This window comes from Enterovibrio sp. FF113, from assembly GCF_041439165.1.
GTDB lineage: Bacteria > Pseudomonadota > Gammaproteobacteria > Enterobacterales > Vibrionaceae > Enterovibrio > Enterovibrio norvegicus_A.
Window position 1 is genome coordinate 142,353 of the sequence record NZ_JBGONO010000013.1, and the last position, 17,487, is coordinate 159,839.

The 17,487-nt window shown below is 46.8% G+C and carries 18 protein-coding genes; 15 read left to right on the forward strand and 3 right to left on the reverse strand.

What is annotated here, in order from left to right; translation table 11 throughout:
• Nucleotides 1-188: 188 nt before the first annotated feature.
• The 3 genes from ACED36_RS12380 (at nucleotide 189) to ACED36_RS12390 (ending at nucleotide 2,530) form a co-directional block, all read left to right on the forward strand.
• A complete protein-coding gene (locus ACED36_RS12380; protein ID WP_371733334.1) occupies nucleotides 189-992 on the forward strand; it encodes a ParA family protein in 804 nt (267 codons plus the stop codon).
• A gap of 147 nt (nucleotides 993-1,139) precedes the next feature.
• Nucleotides 1,140-1,799: a hypothetical protein gene (locus tag ACED36_RS12385; protein WP_017003964.1), complete on the forward strand. Its 660-nt coding sequence runs from the start codon at nucleotides 1,140-1,142 to the stop codon at nucleotides 1,797-1,799.
• A 2-nt stretch (nucleotides 1,800-1,801) separates the two neighbouring features.
• A complete protein-coding gene (locus ACED36_RS12390) occupies nucleotides 1,802-2,530 on the forward strand; it encodes a DUF3307 domain-containing protein (RefSeq protein ID WP_371733335.1) in 729 nt (242 codons plus the stop codon).
• Between the two features lie 55 nt (nucleotides 2,531-2,585).
• On the opposite strand, the gene ACED36_RS12395 is transcribed toward ACED36_RS12390, so the two are convergent.
• Nucleotides 2,586-3,821, reverse strand: a complete 1,236-nt coding sequence (locus tag ACED36_RS12395) for a hypothetical protein (RefSeq protein ID WP_371733336.1) — start codon at nucleotides 3,819-3,821, stop codon at nucleotides 2,586-2,588.
• Nucleotides 3,822-3,910: 89 nt separating this feature from the next.
• On the opposite strand from ACED36_RS12395, the gene ACED36_RS12400 reads away from it, so the two are divergent.
• Nucleotides 3,911-4,936, forward strand: a complete 1,026-nt coding sequence (locus tag ACED36_RS12400) for a permease (RefSeq protein ID WP_371733337.1) — start codon at nucleotides 3,911-3,913, stop codon at nucleotides 4,934-4,936.
• A gap of 14 nt (nucleotides 4,937-4,950) precedes the next feature.
• Entirely contained in the window at nucleotides 4,951-5,670 is a 720-nt protein-coding gene (locus ACED36_RS12405) for a hypothetical protein (RefSeq protein ID WP_016958193.1), read from the forward strand.
• Here ACED36_RS12405 and ACED36_RS12410 read toward each other — a convergent pair.
• Nucleotides 5,654-5,998, reverse strand: coding sequence for a helix-turn-helix transcriptional regulator (locus ACED36_RS12410; RefSeq protein WP_016958192.1), 345 nt, complete (start codon nucleotides 5,996-5,998; stop codon nucleotides 5,654-5,656). The two genes, ACED36_RS12405 and ACED36_RS12410, sit on opposite strands and share 17 nt — an antisense overlap.
• A 292-nt stretch (nucleotides 5,999-6,290) precedes the next feature.
• Between ACED36_RS12410 and ACED36_RS12415 the strand changes: the two genes are divergently transcribed.
• The 8 genes from ACED36_RS12415 (at nucleotide 6,291) to ACED36_RS12450 (ending at nucleotide 14,267) form a co-directional block, all read left to right on the forward strand.
• Nucleotides 6,291-6,974, forward strand: coding sequence for a hypothetical protein (locus tag ACED36_RS12415; RefSeq protein ID WP_016958191.1), 684 nt, complete (start codon nucleotides 6,291-6,293; stop codon nucleotides 6,972-6,974).
• Between the two features lie 9 nt (nucleotides 6,975-6,983).
• Nucleotides 6,984-7,823: a transporter substrate-binding domain-containing protein gene (locus tag ACED36_RS12420; protein WP_016958190.1), complete on the forward strand. Its 840-nt coding sequence runs from the start codon at nucleotides 6,984-6,986 to the stop codon at nucleotides 7,821-7,823.
• Between the two features lie 15 nt (nucleotides 7,824-7,838).
• A complete protein-coding gene (locus tag ACED36_RS12425; RefSeq protein ID WP_371733338.1) occupies nucleotides 7,839-8,687 on the forward strand; it encodes an ATP-binding cassette domain-containing protein in 849 nt (282 codons plus the stop codon).
• Nucleotides 8,688-8,791: 104 nt separating this feature from the next.
• Nucleotides 8,792-9,142 carry an OsmC family protein gene (locus tag ACED36_RS12430; RefSeq protein WP_241819172.1) on the forward strand — a complete coding sequence of 117 codons (351 nt, stop codon included), beginning with the start codon at nucleotides 8,792-8,794 and terminating at the stop codon, nucleotides 9,140-9,142.
• Nucleotides 9,143-9,154: 12 nt separating this feature from the next.
• Nucleotides 9,155-9,961: a ferritin-like domain-containing protein gene (locus tag ACED36_RS12435; RefSeq protein ID WP_016958187.1), complete on the forward strand. Its 807-nt coding sequence runs from the start codon at nucleotides 9,155-9,157 to the stop codon at nucleotides 9,959-9,961.
• 56 nt (nucleotides 9,962-10,017) lie between these two features.
• The gene (locus ACED36_RS12440) at nucleotides 10,018-11,118 is read left to right on the forward strand and encodes an NAD-dependent epimerase/dehydratase family protein (RefSeq protein WP_371733339.1); all 1,101 of its coding nucleotides are present in this window, start codon (nucleotides 10,018-10,020) and stop codon (nucleotides 11,116-11,118) included.
• Nucleotides 11,111-13,465: an RND family transporter gene (locus tag ACED36_RS12445; RefSeq protein ID WP_371733340.1), complete on the forward strand. Its 2,355-nt coding sequence runs from the start codon at nucleotides 11,111-11,113 to the stop codon at nucleotides 13,463-13,465. Before ACED36_RS12440 ends, ACED36_RS12445 begins: the two co-directional genes overlap by 8 nt.
• A 1-nt stretch (nucleotide 13,466) precedes the next feature.
• The gene (locus ACED36_RS12450; protein WP_371733341.1) at nucleotides 13,467-14,267 is read left to right on the forward strand and encodes an outer membrane lipoprotein-sorting protein; all 801 of its coding nucleotides are present in this window, start codon (nucleotides 13,467-13,469) and stop codon (nucleotides 14,265-14,267) included.
• A gap of 139 nt (nucleotides 14,268-14,406) precedes the next feature.
• Here the strand turns inward: ACED36_RS12450 and ACED36_RS12455 are convergent, their stop codons facing one another.
• A complete protein-coding gene (locus ACED36_RS12455) occupies nucleotides 14,407-15,369 on the reverse strand; it encodes a TerC/Alx family metal homeostasis membrane protein (RefSeq protein ID WP_371733342.1) in 963 nt (320 codons plus the stop codon).
• Nucleotides 15,370-16,152: 783 nt separating this feature from the next.
• On the opposite strand from ACED36_RS12455, the gene ACED36_RS12460 reads away from it, so the two are divergent.
• Nucleotides 16,153-16,680, forward strand: a complete 528-nt coding sequence (locus ACED36_RS12460) for a hypothetical protein (protein ID WP_371733343.1) — start codon at nucleotides 16,153-16,155, stop codon at nucleotides 16,678-16,680.
• Between the two features lie 162 nt (nucleotides 16,681-16,842).
• Nucleotides 16,843-17,217: a VOC family protein gene (locus ACED36_RS12465; RefSeq protein ID WP_371733344.1), complete on the forward strand. Its 375-nt coding sequence runs from the start codon at nucleotides 16,843-16,845 to the stop codon at nucleotides 17,215-17,217.
• The last annotated feature ends 270 nt before the right edge of the window (nucleotides 17,218-17,487 follow it).

Below are 17,487 nucleotides of genomic sequence, written 5' to 3' on the forward strand. Positions count from 1 at the left end.
TGATCTTGATTTGATAACGTCGCAAGGGCGCTGGGATCAAAAATCAAAGCGTCTAATCGAGAGCCATCTTCATTTTTTGTTCGCAATAGCCTGATAGCCTTATGAAACATGATTGTTATATCAGCCATGTTTCATCACCATGCACAGTTCGCGGTCGTGCTTTTTCAAAACCAATGGAAGGCAGTAAGATGCGACGAATTATTTTTAACCAAAAAGGTGGCGTGGGTAAATCAAGTATTACGGTCAATTTAGCAGCCCTCAGTGCTGCAAGTGGTAAGAAAACCCTGCTGATTGATTTAGATATTCAGGGAAACAGCAGTCACTATTTGGGCATTGATATCAACGGCAAAAATGACAGAAGCGTGGCTGATCTGTTTGATCAAACCGTTTCATGGTTTTCGGTTTCAACGCCTATCAAACAATTCCCTCAACCTACAGCGTATGAAAACCTCGATATTATTCCGTCTAGTCCACGCCTTGCGGCACTTGAGCCTGAGCTTGAACGTCGCTATAAAATATACAAACTGCGCGAAGCCTTGGACGAACTAGAAAGCGAATACGAACGCATTTACATTGATACACCGCCGAATCTCAACTTCTATAGCAAAGCGGGCTTGATTGCCGCCCACAACTTGCTGATCCCTTTTGATTGCGACACCTTTTCACATCAGGCATTACTGACCTTGATGGATAACCTCGCAGAGCTTCGTAACGATCACAATCGTAAACTGGCGCTTGAAGGGGTCGTGGTCAATATGTTCAACGCACAGGCTAAGTTTCCGGCTTTAATCATCGAGAACGTGCGTGAACTGGGTTTGCCATTACTTGAACCGTTTATTCCGCAATCGGTGAAAATGAAAGAATCCCATTATCATCAAAAACCGCTGGTTCATTTTGCACCTCAGCATAAGTTGTCAAAAAGTTTCGCGGAGTTATACGCCAAGCTAGAAGCGCCCATTGAAGAAACGACAACTGAAGAAACGGCCATTTGAGTCATAACCCGTAGAAGTATGTTATCTGTTTTACGAAGTGGATAAGCAAACGGGTATCTCAAGTGATGGATTGACGTAACCTTTGACAAAGTTACATTATGGCGTAACATTTGATTATGTTACTTAATGGTGTAACTCGAGGGTGAGATGAAAAAGCACTATGCAGGGGTGATCACTGGAGACATTGTGGGCTCGACAGACATGAGCGAGTCCACCCGTCAGGCTTGTTTGGCCGCCTTAAAACGCTGCTTTGAAGATTTTGGCGAGCGCGATGTTAGCGGCGAAACGGTTGGCGAGATATATCGTGGCGATGCATTCCAGCTCTACACCAATACCCCAGAACGCGTGTTCGACATGGCGATGACCATTCGCATTGCGCTCAAAAGCATTGATGGTTCTGCTGACGCGAGGTTGTCACTGTCTGTGGCGCCAGCAACGCAAAGAGAACTTCCGGTCAGAATGGCCAATAATTCCGATGCGTTTATATTGTCAGGCCGACGCTTGGATACCATGAAAAGCCAACGCTTGGCATTCACGGCGGATGAGATTGATTTTGCCAGTGACGTGAACTTGGTGGTTTCCCTTCTTGACGATCACATCACGCAACTGACCACTAAGATGGCAGTAGCATTGTCTGTTTGGATGAAAAATCCAACAGCCCAGCACACGGTTCTTGCACAAAAGCTCGGTATAACTCGAAGCGCATTCACAAGAATCATAAACCGAGCCCACTACGCGCGTATTGAAGAAACCAGTAAGTGGTATGCTGATAGACTTTCACGTTATCAGTGTGCTACGGAGGGGTAGGTATGGTATTAACACTGCTACTGGTGTTAGTTGTTGTTCACGTATGTGTTGAGTTCTATCTCTTTCCCGTCATCGCTCGGCGTGCGCGCCACGTTTACCTTTCCGTGCTCATTGAAAGCGTCCTTTCGCTTGTCGTCTTGTACCTACTTAACATTCCCTTGCTTTGGTCTTTATTGGGTGCGCTGTTCATTGGGCTATCTAGTGTCGCCATTTCAGTTTGGTTCCGCGCGAGCCCAACCGGACTTCGCTATTTGGTGGTTAAACAGCTGTTACATCTTCTTGTTCTGCTTATTGTTGTGCTGTTTGTTGTCGAATCTGAAGAAAGGGTGGCGGCAAAAATCGTGCTTGATCAAACCGATTGGTGGATGTTGTTTTGCTGGGGAACGGCGTATTTATTGGCAATGAAACCATCCTCCGCGGCGATTGCGTTGCTCTTGCAAAACTGGACCGAGGAAGTAACAAGCACGGAGTCGAGTGGAACCAATAAGCCACTTAAAGATGCGGGTGCGTACATTGGCTATTTTGAGCGCATTCTTATCGTGACCTTTGTTTTATGGGGGCAGTTACCAGGTGTGGCATTGGTGTTAGCAGCAAAATCGGTATTTCGTTTTGGCGATCTAAAAGATCACGGAAGCCGAATGTTTACCGAATATGTCATGTTGGGAACATTCGCCAGTGCACTGTTTGGTATAGGTTGTGGGTTACTCGGCGGGTACTTAAGCAAGTTCTAACGACATGACGAATTGAATGCAGATTGCGTTATTGTTTTCTTTCTCTTTCTGCTCTTCAGAAGTAATACGTTAGCGTGATTTCGCCGTAGCTGTCAGGTTCTAGCCCATAAAAAAAATCGTTGGCTGACATGGCGGATAGATCAAAAAACGACGCTGCTAGGTCAATGTTTTGAGTGAGGCGGCGGGTCAACGTGATTTCGATAATATTGCTGCCATGATCGAGGTCGTGAAGAACGGAAAGGCTGATTTCAGTGGAATCAACGTCATTCAGCGAGGTGTGCACTGCCAGCAATACATCATGTTGGTAGAGTGAAAGCAGATCTTCGCCCAATGTGTTATCACTGTACTCTGCGACCCACCTGAGATCTGCACCGCTATCAAAGACACTAAACACGCTATATTCGCCAGCGATGACATACTGAGTGGTTTCATCAAAGTCGCCGCGAAGAGTAGGGGCATCAGACACATTCAGCACTTCAAATTTAGTCAGCAAATTGCCCATGACCCGCTGCACTTCCATTCCGATTTGTGTTCCTACCGTATAAATGGGTGCAAATTCCCCGGCCTCCACCACAAACGCGGGCTCTCGGTTAATCCCATGGAAGCCCAATAACGCGATATCCATGTCGTTAAAAGAATACGCGTACCGTGCAGCGAATCCTGGGTAATAGGCGTGTTGACTATCGCGCCATTGAACGTTCTCGCCATCAATATCAAAACCAGCAGAAAGGCGTTCAGAATACTCACGAAAACGTCGTTTGGGCGTATAAGGCAGATAGTAAAATGTTGCTAATCCTTCGCCGACATAGCCGGAAATGTTCACCATTGATTGGCCGAGTGATTGGTCTCCGCTAAAGTCGGTGCCGAGATCTTTTTGATTGAGTATGTTAAGGATCTGCGCGCCTTCACTTGCCCCCCAAAAGACAATGTCATATCCCGCGGTAATTTCTACTTGGTCAACGTATGTATTGAAACGGCTTTTGAAAGGGTCAATAAATACGCTTTGATTGTCATGGTTTCGTGCGCGTAACGCCGGCTCTAGTATCAGCGTTGTGTCTTGCAATACATCGAAATCAAAGCGAGGAACAACGTCAATGCCGGTTTGGTTGGAAGGTAAACCATCACGGGACTCCCAAAAATGCCGATAACCCAACAAGATCTCTCCTGTTGGTGACTGCGCCCAACTCACACTGATGTTTAACGCCGAAATAAGGATGAAACAGAACGAGATAAGGTGGCTGACTCGCGCTAATTGTTGCTTCTCAATATTGAGCGATTGCGTGAAAACCATCCTAGCCCACCTGACATATCTATAATTCCTGATATATTGAATAATAAGCTGTATGACATCAAAAGTGAAACCCACAGGAGGAGAAATGTATGTCCAGTATTGTCTCAGGGCTGATTAATTTTGGTTATAACCGCACCTTTTTAGAGCCAGTTTGGACCGTCTTTCTACTTGTACTTCTTTCGATTGCTGTGATTGATCCACAGCAGTTGTCGGCCTCGCTGCTGTTTATGGGCGACACGTTTGTGTTGATTGTTCCCTTCATTTTGGCTTCATCATTGATATATGCCTATGTAACGGCAACACAAGCAGACAGCCTGATCGCAGATGCGCTTCAGGGACGACCAAGCGTCGTGATCCTCACCGCGGCGATGTTTGGTGCATTGTCGCCGTTCTGTTCTTGTGGTGTCATTCCTCTGATTGCAGCAATGCTTGCGATGGGTGTGCCACTCGCGCCAGTAATGGCCTTTTGGATTGCCAGCCCCATTATTGATCCCGTTATGTATCTTTTGACTGCTGGGATTGTCAGTTGGGAATTCGCGACGATGAAGGCGTTGGGCGCAATCGTATTGGGATTGGTTGCAGGCTGGTCCGTGTATCTGGCGCAAAAGGCAGGCTATCTCGTTAATCCTTTAAAACCTTCCGTGACGGGGGATACGACAACCCTAAGCCACGTGGATAAACCTGTTTGGCGATTCTGGGAAGAAGCGCCGCGTAAAGCGGTATTTATTGAAAAGACCACCAATATCATGACGCTTCTATTGAAATGGCTAGCACTGGCCTTTTTGCTCGAAAGTTTGCTGGTGGTCTATGTGCCTACAGAGTGGGTGACGTCTTCATTTGGTGGAGATACACAAACGCCTATCTTATGGGCGGCGATCATCGGGGTTCCCGCTTACATCAATGGGTATGTCGCTGTCCCGCTTATCGCAGAGCTGATTAACAAAGGCATGCAACCGGGAGCTGGCATGGCGTTCTTGATAGCGGGTGGCATAACATCCATTCCAGCCATGATTGCCGTCGTCGCCGTGGCGCGTATTCAAGTGGTGATATTTTATGTTAGCTTCGCACTTATTGGCTCGTTTGCTTGGGGGCTCATTTACCAATTATGGGTTTAGGTAGCGCTTAAGCAATGAATATTGACTTGGCCACGTTTCTGGCATCATTTGTGGTTCCCACACTGACGACATTGGTTTTCTTTGTGCTTTCAGCGGCACTGAGCCTGCTGTTCGCCGTGATATATGTTCTGTGTGGGAGAAGCCATTCTCTCTTACTTCGTATGACGTCCAACGTTTTGATTGAGGTATCCCGCGGTGTCCCGACGGTGGTATTCGTCCTTTTGATGGGGAACGTAGGGCTGTCCCCCTATTTTTCTGGACTGGATATTGAAGGGGTGATCCCTGGGGTTGCATGGGGATTTAGTGTGGCTGCGACCTTTATTATTGTGGGTCTTGCTTTTTCAAGCTCAGGGCATTTAGCAAAAATCATCGAAGCCGCGATTTCAACCATTAAGCAAGATACCCTCGAGTATATGGCGACGCTTCAACTCGGCACATGGGTGAAAATAAAACTGGTTTTTCTTGAGTGCGCGCCAGCACTTGTACCCACGGTGTCGGCTAGACTCGTCCATCATCTGCACAACACAGCGTTTATTTCGATGTTTCCCATTACCGGTATTTTTGCAGCGATGAGAACGGGCGTGGTAGAAACGGCGCTGGTGATCCCCTACTTAGTGTTTGCGACGATACTTTTTGTACTGCTTGGTTCCGGCGTACACATCACAGGGAATTTGCTCGCTAAGCGGCTACGGCGTCGATCTGACGTCGATCCCACCCTCAGTTTGACTGGTTAAAACCTTTTTGCAGGCTGGTGACCAATTCACTCACCATATCGCTTTCTCCGCCACAGCAATGTTCGAGTAAAAAGGTGAGAAGTACACCGATCGTCTCCATATTGACGAAATAGCGGATCATTCGGCCTTCACGTTTTCGGCGAACCAACTTGGCATTGTGCAGAATAGAAAGGTTGGTGGACATGGTATTTTGTCGAATGTTCAGACTATCAGCCACCTCTCCCGATGATAGGCCTTTTTCCCCAGCTTTAATTAACAGCCTGAATACATCCAGTCTTGTCTCTTGAGCCAATGCGGCGAATATTTTTGCGGATTCTTCAGAATTCATAGTTATAGATATTGCTGTAAAAAATAAACAGACCGTGAGCAGGCGTCACAAGTTACATCCACTTTCACGAAAGCTGTAAACCTTAGCTTTATCAACACATCGGACGTGTGGCTAAGTGAATACTAGCATGCTCATGCTAAAAACACACAGTTTCACAAACCATTGAACCAACGGGGCATTCTCATTGTTCTTATAATTGATATCAATATATCTGTATATCTAGATATAATGAATATACAAGTATCTAAACATGGTACTTAATGAACTAAACAGTGAGTAGGGGCTTCGGTGTATGGAAGGTGGCTTTGACATAGCTCAGAAGATGTTATTTGGTCTGCCTCATGCGCAACCTGGCGGCCTCGTTCTGACATGGTGTCTATTTATTACCACGATAAGCATGTCTGTTCCGCTGTCATATTTGCTGGTTTGTGCTTGCAATAAGCGTCATCGATTCGTGGTTACGTCCGATACAAGTTTTGCCTTGCTGAGAGCCATACCGCCGCTGGTGATTATCTTTACCATCGACTTCTTCTTGCCACTAGAGACGTTCGTGAAGGGCATTCTAGCGTTAACACTCTATTCCATGTCACACCTTGTGCCGATTTTTTCTAAGTACATTCATATGTACCCCGAAAATTTAGAGCGGGTCGAAAACGTGCTCAAACTGGGGCTGCTCGCACGGTATGCACGTCTGAGAGCTCACTGGGTTTTTAAAAAGAGCTTTCCTGCAATTCATACGCATTTTGTCTCACTTTTCAAAGACACAAGTATTGTCATTTTGATCGGGTTGCTTGAGCTGAGCGCGCTGACCAACCTGCTTGCGAGTCGTGCTTATCAATTGTCAGATTGGATGACCATCTTTGGCATTTGCTCTGCGCTTTATTTCATCAACGTGCAGTTTTTAAACCTTATCGGCGAAAGACTGCGCCTCACGGTTTTTCGGACATCACACCGAATGACTCGAAGCATCAACTAAGGAGAGTTTATGTTCCCCAGAATTGTTTTCGCTATCTGCACATTGCTAACCCTTGTTTTTACTCCTGTTCACGCTGAGGAAACTGGCTCAGTTATCGATAAAGTAAAAGAGCGAGGCGAGGTCGTTGTAGGTATCCGCCAGGATAATCCTCCACACTCTTTCATCAACGAAAAAGGCGATTGGGTGGGGTTTGACGTCGATATTGCAAATGCCGTAGCCGATAAGCTTGGCGTCAAAATGAAACGGATCCCCGTTGATGAAATCACGCGGATAACCTATCTGCAAAATGGGAAGATCGATATCGCGGCGGCATCCATGAGTCATACATGGAAACGTGATGACGCTGTGGATTTCTCGCAAACCTACTTTTGGTCAGCTCAGACGTTTTTAGTGAGGACAGATGGGGCGAAATCGCTTGATGACTTGGTGGGTAAAAAAGTAGGTATGAACCGAGGCAGTCATTCAATTAGTAACTGGAAACATTGGCTAGAGAAAAACGGACATCAGGTCAATGAAGAAGACATCATCGAATTCGGAAACAAGCAAATTGCGATGAATGCGGTACTTGCTGGGAAAATTGATGGTTGGGCAGAAGATGCAGAAGTGCTTGTCAGCTATGCCAATCCTAATCCGGCACTCACGGTATTGAACGGAGAAGCGATTGGCATGAAACAAGATGGTCTCGGCGTGATTCAGAACGACAGCAAAATGCGTGACGCCGTGAATCGGGCTCTACAGGAAATCGAATCAAGCGGGGAGTACCTCACAATATATAACCGTTGGTTTGGACCTGACAGTGAAACCCCTATGCCGCTGGAAAATCGCATTGAGGTCTGGCCGCAAGGTTAGATCGGGAGAATATGAATGTTTTCACGTCAGTCGATACCTGTGCCAAATCTTTCTCAGCCAGCGCTATGCATTGAAGAAGCGAAGGTTAGCGTGACGTCTTCTGCTGCACCGCGGTTTTTTGGTGATTGGTTTTCAAACTCGCCAATTCAAGAATCGGTGTCAGTGCTTAATGGCGTCAATCTGACTGTGCCGACAGGCGCGTGGTACATGCTGGTTGGCCCCAGTGGTTGCGGTAAGTCGACCCTGCTGAGTGTGTTGAACAACTTAACGCCGCTCAGTGGTGGGCGGGCTCTCAAGTTTGGTGTGCCAGTCGATTGCTGGTGTAAAAAATGGGAGTGTTGCCCGGGTACCCGAACCGGAACGGTTTTTCAGACACCTGCGTTATTTGATCAGCTTACTGCCATTGAAAACGTGTGCATGGGATTTGAATGTCGTGAGAAAAGTACGCTTCACGATAAACAACAAAAAGCGCTATCTGTGATGGAAGAACTGGATGTTGCGCAGTTTGCAAACCGATTCCCCACAGAACTTTCTGGCGGACAGCAGCAGCGGGTATCCATTGCACGAGCGTTGGTCGGAGACCCAGATTTGTTGTTGATGGATGAACCGCTTTCAGCACTAGACGATGCCAATGCACAGAAAGTGAATCAACTCCTCCTCGCAAGACAGCAGTCTGGCACCACGATACTCATGGCGTCTCATCGTCTAGATGGCTGCTTGGAAGCCTGCACCGCCAGAGTCGACATGAACGGCGGCGTTATCACGGAAATTCAACCGTGTAATCACATGCCTTCAGCAATAAAGAGCGCAGATGCTGTTGCTCAACACCTCGTCATCACAAGGAATCAAAGTGTATGGAATTGAAATCGAAAGATACCCGGTTGTTCGATGTGCAACTGACCTACCAAACAGATTACTTATTCAAGAACGTCGCCAGCGAGCATGGCAACCCTGCAGGGGAGCCTTACATGAGCGACGAACCTGATCCCGTGGGAACGAACAGCGGCCCATCAACGCCGGCGCTGCTCGGCAGTGCAGTTGGACATTGTCTGTCTGCGTCGCTCTTAGAGCATATGCGCTTTCACGGCGCAAAAACCGACGAAGGATGTATCGTCACTGACGCGCAAGTGACTGTGCACAAAGGCGAAGAAGGGTATCCCCGCATCCGCGAAATCAACGTGACGATAAAGGCAAACGATGGCGGTGGTCTGAGCACTCAGAACCGAGCATCCATTGATCGGAACTTTAAGAAGCACTGCACGGTATCCGCTTCTTTATCGCCGGCTTTCCCTATCAACGTCACCGTCCAGTGGACATGAAGGAGAAAAGACGTGTCAAACCTTATGAATGAAACGCAACGCCTTGAAAGTCAGGCGTACAAAGACTTGCTGGCCTATGTCATATCCAACACCATTTCCGGCGAAATTATGGCCGTCAATAACTACACCACCATGGTGCCGCTGATTGATGATGTTGATGAAAAAATCCATGTCGTTAAGCAGGCGAGGGACGAGGGGGGGCATATCAATGCACTGTCGAAGCTCGGCAAACACATTGATTTTCCAACCATGAAAACCATGGTGGAGCCACAGTGGAAAGAGATCGGTCGCTTTGTGAAAGAGCGTGCCAGTGTCGGAGATTTAACCTCTTGCATCATTGCGCAGGACATCATGGTCGAAACCTTCGCGACGGTGGCTTATACCGCGCTGCAGCGCAACACGGATAAGTACACCAGCAGCTTGGCGGCGAGTATTCTCGTCGAAGAAATGGCTCACCTACAACATGGCGTGGATGAGATACAGCGCATGCTCGATAACGATGAAGAAGACGTACATCGCGCATTTGCATTGGCGCATAAGGCGGTGATGCCAGCCATGATGAGCATGGTGAATTACAACTGCTTTAGCTTGTGCGATCAGCTCAGTATTAAATGCTCCACCGTTTCGTTGGGCGTTATTGAGCAAGACCTCGATCAATTGCGCATTGATGCCATCGATACCTACATGGAAAAAATCGATCGTATTGGCTTTGATCCAAATCGTGTGGCGCCGCTACTTTCCTCGCTGGTGGATGATGATTCATCCAAATGGCAACCCAAAGACAAAGCAGATATTTCAGGAAACCGCTGTTGTCACTAAGGTGGCAGCCGGGTGAAACATAATGTTTTGCCCGGCCTTAACAAGGAAGGATGCCAATGCGAATTCTCGTGCTCGGTGCGAATGGCTATATTGGACGGTTAGTGGCGGCCGCCATATTGATGGATGCCAGACACCAAATTGTGATTGCGTCCCGAGATCCGGCGACGTTTGATGAACTGCAAGCTGACATTGTAAAACTTGCGCGTGAAACGCTTGAAGCCTCAGGGGCAATACTGCCTTTGAGTGATGAAGAGATTGCTGCCCTGTTCGACACCGTTTGCTTTAACGATGACCTCTTTGACTCACCAGAGATCGAAGGTGTTGATACCGTGATAAATTGCATCGGATCCGTGGAATACTTCAACGAAGAAAACCTCAATGCAGTGAATGTGGCGCTCACGGGCTGGATACTTGAGCAGTCTAAAGTGAAAGGAATAGACAGGCATGTATACATTTCGACCGCTTTTGCGCCCGCAGTCAGTGATGGCTTTATTGAAGAGCGGATTTATGGTGACGAGGGCGATGACCCCACCATGTATACCCGCACAAAGCGCAAAGCCGAACGCTTGGTGTCAGAGTCTGGGTTAGATTATCTCATCATCCGCCCTTCGGTGGTGATAGGCGACAGTCGAACAGGGAGCTATGCAGGAAAGCGCTACGGCATCTATCAGCTTTGGGATGGCGCAAAACGTTTACTGCCAAACAATATTGATTTGATGCGGCTTGCCTGTCCTGATGCCCAGATGAACTTTGTCCATCAAGACGCGTTCATCTCCGTCATGCGTTACGCATTGTCCCAGCCGTTCAAAGGCAAGATCATTAATGTGGTGTCTGATTCATCACAAGCGCCCACCATGAAAGATTTGTGGTCACTATTGTTTGACGAAATCGGTCAACCCAACACATTGGAATGGGCTCCAGATAATGATTCACTCGATTATCAGGGTCTTTCTCCGCGTGTTCGTGCTTTCAATGCGTTTTGTCGTACCAACCTTGAAATAGCGAGTCGAAATTGGACGTTCGACCGCTCCGCCATCAATGCCATGAAAGCAGATGGTGTGTCTTTTTCTGATGCATTACTACCCAGTATTCGAATCTGCCAAAAGCAATTCATGACATTGTATGACGAGAAAAAAGGACGGGTGTTTAATGAGTGAGCACAAAAATAAGCCACTGGGCATTGAAAAACGGCTGATTTGCTTGGTTTCATACGTGCTTTCTCATACCAAAACCACCTTGATTGTCGTGTTGGGCGCGATATTTTTGTTGGCGGGAGGTCTCGCTAAACTGGAGGTTAATAATTCCGCTCGGGTTTTTCTCGCTGTCGGTTCACCAGAAAAAATTGCACTGGATGAGCTTGAGGCGAATTACTCCAAAGATGAAAATGTCATGTTTGTGTTGGTTCCGCCGGAAGGTGAGTCAACTACCAGCCCAAAAACACTGACATTGATACGTGAACTGACGGATGAACTTTGGTTGTCGCCTTACGCCCGCAAAGTGACATCACTGGTGAACTTTATCGATCCCATCGCCGATGCGGATGGCGGCGGCATGATTGTCGATGACCTCATTTTATCTGGCGAAGAACAAAGCCCCGAGACGCAACAAACGCTGGCACGTTTTTTTGAACAACGCCCAGATGTGGTAGGAAATCTGATTGCCAAAGATGGCAATGCAGCAACGGTGTTTTTGACTGTCGCCATGTTGAGTGACGATTTACAGGCTGTGAAAACCGTGGCTCTTCATGCCCGTGAGCTTCAGGCTGCGTATCTAGAGCGATACCCTGACTACCAGATTTACCTCACCGGACTGGTCATGCTCGACTATGCCCTGAATGAAGCAAGCGATGCGGATTCTGGCTCTTTGGTTCCCGCGATGATATTGCTGGTGTTGATACTCATTGGTGCCTTGTTCCGTGCGTTGATTCCTTCGCTGACTGTGCTGATGGTGATCCTGCTGAGTATTCTTGGCGCGGTGGGTGCGGTGGCATGGATGGGGTTCCAGTTAAACACCGCGTCGGGCGCAGCACCGTTGATTATATTGGTGTTGGCGGTCGCGAACGCTGTCCACATTATTGCGAAAACCTACCAACTACGACACGTGATGCCTAAAGTTGATCCACATAAAGTGGTGCTTGCGGCTATGGCTTACAACGTGGTTCCACTGTCGTTGACTAACTTAACGACGTTTGTTGGGTTTATGAGCCTTAACTTTTCAGATGTCGAACCGTTTGGCGAACTCGGCACCATTGCCGCGCTGGGGGTGTTAACGAGCCTCGTGGTCAACCTGACGTTGACACCACTCGTTCTACTCGCATGGCTACGTCGCCGCAACAAACCATTGCCAGCACTGCCTAAGATTCATTTTGGGAAGATGGCCAAGCGTGTGTGCAACAATGCCAGCTGGATTCTGTTTGTGTTTTCAACCTTAGCGGTGACCGCACTACTGGGCTTGCAGCTCATCACGTTCAATGACAATTTTGTAAAGTACTTTGATGACAGAAACAGTTTCCGTGTTCAGACTGACTTGGTTCAAGATCATTGGGGCGGAATGGGGCTAATCGAGTATTCCTTCGATGCGCCTGAAGGCAAAACAGTGGCTGATCCGGATTACTTAAGACAAGTGGCCGCGTTTGCTGATTGGCTTCGAGAACAGCCACATGTGAATGCCGTGATAGCCTTGCCAGACCACCTAGCGCGGTTGCATCAGGCGTTTAACAATACACCGTCAGCCGAGCTGCCAGACGACCCGTATCTTAGTTCTCAACTTCTAACAACCTACGAAATATCAGCGCCTTATGGGCATAGCCTGAGTGATCGCGTTACGCCGGATTATGCCTCGTCTAGATTGTCGATCATGACAGACAACCTTTCATCTGCTGACACTATCGCTATTGAGCAGGCGGCAGAGGATTGGATGCAACAAAATGCGCCACTCCTCTCGGGTCAGGCAGGCACTGGCCTATCATTGGCCTTTGCGTATGTGTCAGAGCGCAACAGTGTGTCGATGCTTTTGGGTAACCTCACAACCATTGTCACCATTTCAATCTTACTTTCACTCGCTTGGCGGTCTTGGACAATGGGGCTATTTAGCTTAGTGCCGAACTTGCTGCCGATCCTCATTGTGCTTGGAATGTGGGGTTACTTTGTGGGTGAGATTAATCTCGCTGTCTCTGTTGTTGGTGCAATGGTCATGGGTATCGTTGTGGATGATACCGTCTATATCCTTACCAAATATCAGGACTCGCGACGGCAGGGAAACTCCGTCGAACAAGCTATCGTCGATGTATATTCCGGTGTGGGACTGGCACTTATGGTTACCACCCTTGTCATTGCGTTGGGCTTTGCGGTAATGGCAACGTCTAGCTTTGCCATTAATGCCAATCTTGGTTTGTTAGCATTGGGTGTGGTGATCACCGCTCTGCTGTACGATTTTCTGTTTGTTCCCGCACTGCTGATCACAGCAGACCGCATGTTGCGACAACACACTGTTCAGGAGGTTTGATATGCGAAGGTTTACCCCCTTGATGCTTTCGGTGACGCTGCTTCTAATGTCTCCCAATCTATTGGCCAATGATGCCGAGAAGGGAAGGGAAATAGCAGAAAAGATGGATCAGTCCTATAGCGGTTATGGCACCTCAAGTGCTGATGGCGAAATGATCTTATATCTCGGTAATCGCGAAGTTAAGCGGTCGTTTCGTAGTCTGACGCTTGAAGATCTGGGTAACACGCCGAGCGAATATAATGTACTGGTGTTTGAGTCACCTGGCGACATGCGAGGCATTGCATTGCTCACTCATGCCAGAACTGAGCCTGACGATGATCACCAGTGGCTTTATTTGCCCGCCGCGTCGCGTACCAAACGTATTTCCAGTTCGAATGTCTCTGGCAAGTTTGTCTCGTCAGAATTTTCCTATGAGGATCTCGCCAAACAGGAATTGGATGAATATACCTATAAATGGCTCAAAACAGAGCCATGCCCTGACAGCGAACTGACCTGTGAAGTCATCGAAAGCTATCCAATGAATAAAAATTCCGGATACAGCAAGCGAGTGATCTGGGTGGACACGGAACACAACCGAGCTCAAAAAGTCATCTTCCATAATCGCCGTGGTGTCCATGAAAAAACGTTACTGTTGTCTGACTATATCTTGCCCGACAAGGGTCGCTGGCGACCGCTCAATTTGGATATGACCAATGAACTTAACGGGAGAAGAACCGTCATGGTTTGGTCGAATTACCAATTTGGTGAACCATTGAATAAGAACGATTTTAGAAGCCAACGTTTGCAGGCCTTGTCGAGATAAGTGAAAGAGGGGAGCTTCAGGCTTTGAAAAAATGAAATGAAACGGGCTCAGTAATGAGCCCGTTTTCTTTAATCGTATTTCGACTTCTTTTTAACAGACGTTGCCGTGAGAGCATCAAGGCAACGTGGGTTAAGAATGGTTAGAGAGCGACTTTCTCGAGCTGACGTTGCTTCCAAATTGACGCACCGATACCGATTGTCAACGACGCCAAAATGACACCCAGTGACACAGGCGTCGCGATAGCAAATGGCGTTTCAATCAACAGCATCTTCGTACCAATAAAGCACAGCATAAACGCCAACGTATGGTGTAGATACGCGAACTTGTTCAGCATGCCGCCAAGCACGAAATACAGCGAGCGCAAGCCAAGCAAAGCAAACACGTTAGCTGCCAACACCAAGTACGGCTCTTGCGTTACCGCAAAGATAGCAGGGATAGAATCAAGCGCGAACATCACGTCTGTCATCGCAATCACCATCACAACCACCAGCATTGGGGTTGCCAAAATGCCGAGCGTATCGCGAGTAAACAGCTTGTTGCCGTCGTAATCAGGGCTCACGCGCAAGAAGCGTTTCACCAGTCTTACCGCAAAGCTGTCAGAAAACGATTCGTTTTCTTCGCCATGCTGACGCCACATTTGTACGCCCGTCCAGATCAAGAAGAAACCGAACAGGTAAAGCACGACGTGGAATTGTGCGATAAGCGGAGCGCCCAGTGAAATCATAAGGCCACGCAGCACTAATGCACCGACGATACCTAGCATCAAGATGCGAGGGACGTGATTTTCTGGCACTTTGAATTGCGCAAAGATCAGGGCAAATACAAACAAGTTATCGACGCTGAGAGATTTCTCCAGCAGATAACCCGTGATAAACGAGGTCGCGGCGTCACCGTTTGTCAGTTCACTGGTTGGTGCCATGTGGGGCCAAAATAGATAAATAGCACCCGCGAAAGCAAACGCAAGAGAGAACCAGAACACACTCCACATTGCTGCGCTGCGAAAACTGATTTTTCCACGTGTGATCAATAAGTCGATGCCAAGCATCAACAAGGTAAGCACTAATAGGCCTTCATAGCCTGAAAAAAGTTCACTTAGGAACATGACACCTCCGGTGCGCGGAGGAAATAGGGGTACGGGAATACCTAACCAACCGCGCAGCTATAAGCAAAATAAGCGAATAAATGGCGTTGGTCTCGTCAAAGCACAGCATGGCTATGTTCTCGCGTGCCGGTAGCGGAAGCTACGTGATGACGACAGTGCGACGGAATGACTACTCCCCAAAACGGCGCGATGATAGTGCTTTTTAAGGCAATTGGAAACAAGAATATGTGGCTTAGATTAATATAATTGCAGATTGAGAGCATGTGAGCCAGTGACACTTCCTTCTGTCGGATTGTTTATGAAGTGAAAGGCAATGCTGTTGCATTTACTATGGTTCAAGATACACCGAGATCTGCTTCATACTGTTCTATGCAGGTTTCGCTTGATGCACTGAAATCTAGGGTTGGAAACGTGCTGCCGTCGAAAAGGGTTAGAATCTAGCTCGTTTATGCCCCTTTTTGAGCGAGAGTAGAAACTCATCAAAATTCCGCGCCACTGAATTTCCCATGTCTCAGCGGCTCTTCTCAGCTAATGACCGATAGCGTATCTGTCGTGTTTTAAGTACTGGTTAGATACGCAGCCCTGATGGTGACGGTGCATAATCTTCAATTACACCGATTTGTCTTTCTTTAACAGGGTAACTTTTGGAACTTGGATCTTAGTTTTATAAAACATAACGTTACGCTTGATGGTAGAATAGCAGTTTGTTGTTGTTGGACTAAATGGTGTGTTTAAACACACCATTTTTGGGTCTAATACACTGTTATATTTAAGGGGAAGTTTATGAGTACGGTTGATAAAGTATTAGATGTCACTTTATCTTATATTCAAGAAAATGATTGGTGTGGTGCTTGCTATGCGACTGCAGCAATCAATCATATATTGCTTAATGAGTTAGAAATACAGTCAGAACTTTGTATTGGTGTTTTTAAAGCTGAAATAACAAATATTGAGGGGGTTTCACCATGTTACGATCATGCATGGGTTGAGATTGATGAAAACATATATGATGTTGCTATCACTAAAGGACTTAATATTAACTTTGGCGATGAGTATTTACCAGCAGCAGGAGTAAGAGGAGAATGTTCCAAATACTTTAGATATGGCATTAATATGAATCTAGACCATGAAGTCGGTGAGATGGTACACCCTCTCTCTAAATTTATGCAAACTACTCCGTGCTTTGATAGCTCTATAGATTACTGGGATATTGTTGAAATTCTCGGGAGTCGTATAGGACTTAATTTAAAAAAAGAAGAGTTGGTCTCTAGGTATGAAGATTTTGAATGGACTTTAGTATCTGGTAGATAAATATAACAAATGCATCAACACGATTTGCTACATTCGGCATTGTCAGTTTGCCTTTAGTTTCAGTGATTAAGGCGTTAAAATTCAGGTAAATCTGTATCGTAGCAAACGTGTTATGCAGGCGTTATATGCTTGAAAGTATTAGAAATTAATAAGGAGATTGACGTGATCATTAATCATATTTCTTTTGGTACAAAAGACGTAGTAGCGGCAGTGGCATTTTATGATGCAGTATTTGAAACTCTATCAATAAAACGCACCCATTATATTGATGGAATTGCAGCAGCTTATGGTGATAGTTTTGAATTTTGGATTGGTTGTCCTTGTGAAAATAGTCCGACTAATGGTAATGGCTCTCATGTCGCTTTTAATGCCCCAAATACTGAAGCAGTTGATAATTTCTATAAGGTAGCAATTGAAAATGGAGCTACTTGTTCTGGTAAGCCTAATCTAAGACCTGAATATGGTGAAGGTTATTATGCAGCTTATGTTCTGGATTTAGATGGCAACAAAATCGAAGCTGTTTTTAATCAATTTTAGAACGCATATAACAAATAAGAATAAGTGTCGCGCAGCCGACACTTTATTCGGGTGTTGAACAAGCCCGACGCCTCTTTATTGAGTAAATTGCTCGGATGAGCATAGGATGGATCTACGCCCGCCACTTTTGTCAGGACGCACGTAGCCATGAACTTAATAGATAACCATTAACTTCAATGATTTACGTTAGTGGTGCGTGTGTTTCTCTGTTCGTTCTCCTCTGAGCCAGTGACGGCCATTCTCCTTATTCTGTTTGCCTTTCGGCTATCT

Bases quoted from the DNA above. Each gene is read 5' to 3' on its own strand.
- ACED36_RS12390 (WP_371733335.1), top strand. From the start codon at position 1,802: ATGGTATTAACACTGCTACTGGTGTTAGTTGTTGTTCACGTATGTGTT.
- ACED36_RS12425 (WP_371733338.1), top strand. From the start codon at position 7,839: ATGTTTTCACGTCAGTCGATACCTGTGCCAAATCTTTCTCAGCCAGCG.
- ACED36_RS12445 (WP_371733340.1), top strand. From the start codon at position 11,111: ATGAGTGAGCACAAAAATAAGCCACTGGGCATTGAAAAACGGCTGATT.
- ACED36_RS12395 (WP_371733336.1), bottom strand. From the start codon at position 3,821: ATGGTTTTCACGCAATCGCTCAATATTGAGAAGCAACAATTAGCGCGA.
- ACED36_RS12430 (WP_241819172.1), top strand. From the start codon at position 8,792: ATGAGCGACGAACCTGATCCCGTGGGAACGAACAGCGGCCCATCAACG.
- ACED36_RS12415 (WP_016958191.1), top strand. From the start codon at position 6,291: ATGGAAGGTGGCTTTGACATAGCTCAGAAGATGTTATTTGGTCTGCCT.
- ACED36_RS12405 (WP_016958193.1), top strand. From the start codon at position 4,951: ATGAATATTGACTTGGCCACGTTTCTGGCATCATTTGTGGTTCCCACA.
- ACED36_RS12400 (WP_371733337.1), top strand. From the start codon at position 3,911: ATGTCCAGTATTGTCTCAGGGCTGATTAATTTTGGTTATAACCGCACC.
- ACED36_RS12410 (WP_016958192.1), bottom strand. From the start codon at position 5,998: ATGAATTCTGAAGAATCCGCAAAAATATTCGCCGCATTGGCTCAAGAG.
- ACED36_RS12380 (WP_371733334.1), top strand. From the start codon at position 189: ATGCGACGAATTATTTTTAACCAAAAAGGTGGCGTGGGTAAATCAAGT.
- ACED36_RS12460 (WP_371733343.1), top strand. From the start codon at position 16,153: ATGAGTACGGTTGATAAAGTATTAGATGTCACTTTATCTTATATTCAA.
- ACED36_RS12440 (WP_371733339.1), top strand. From the start codon at position 10,018: ATGCGAATTCTCGTGCTCGGTGCGAATGGCTATATTGGACGGTTAGTG.
- ACED36_RS12450 (WP_371733341.1), top strand. From the start codon at position 13,467: ATGCGAAGGTTTACCCCCTTGATGCTTTCGGTGACGCTGCTTCTAATG.
- ACED36_RS12385 (WP_017003964.1), top strand. From the start codon at position 1,140: ATGAAAAAGCACTATGCAGGGGTGATCACTGGAGACATTGTGGGCTCG.
- ACED36_RS12420 (WP_016958190.1), top strand. From the start codon at position 6,984: ATGTTCCCCAGAATTGTTTTCGCTATCTGCACATTGCTAACCCTTGTT.
- ACED36_RS12455 (WP_371733342.1), bottom strand. From the start codon at position 15,369: ATGTTCCTAAGTGAACTTTTTTCAGGCTATGAAGGCCTATTAGTGCTT.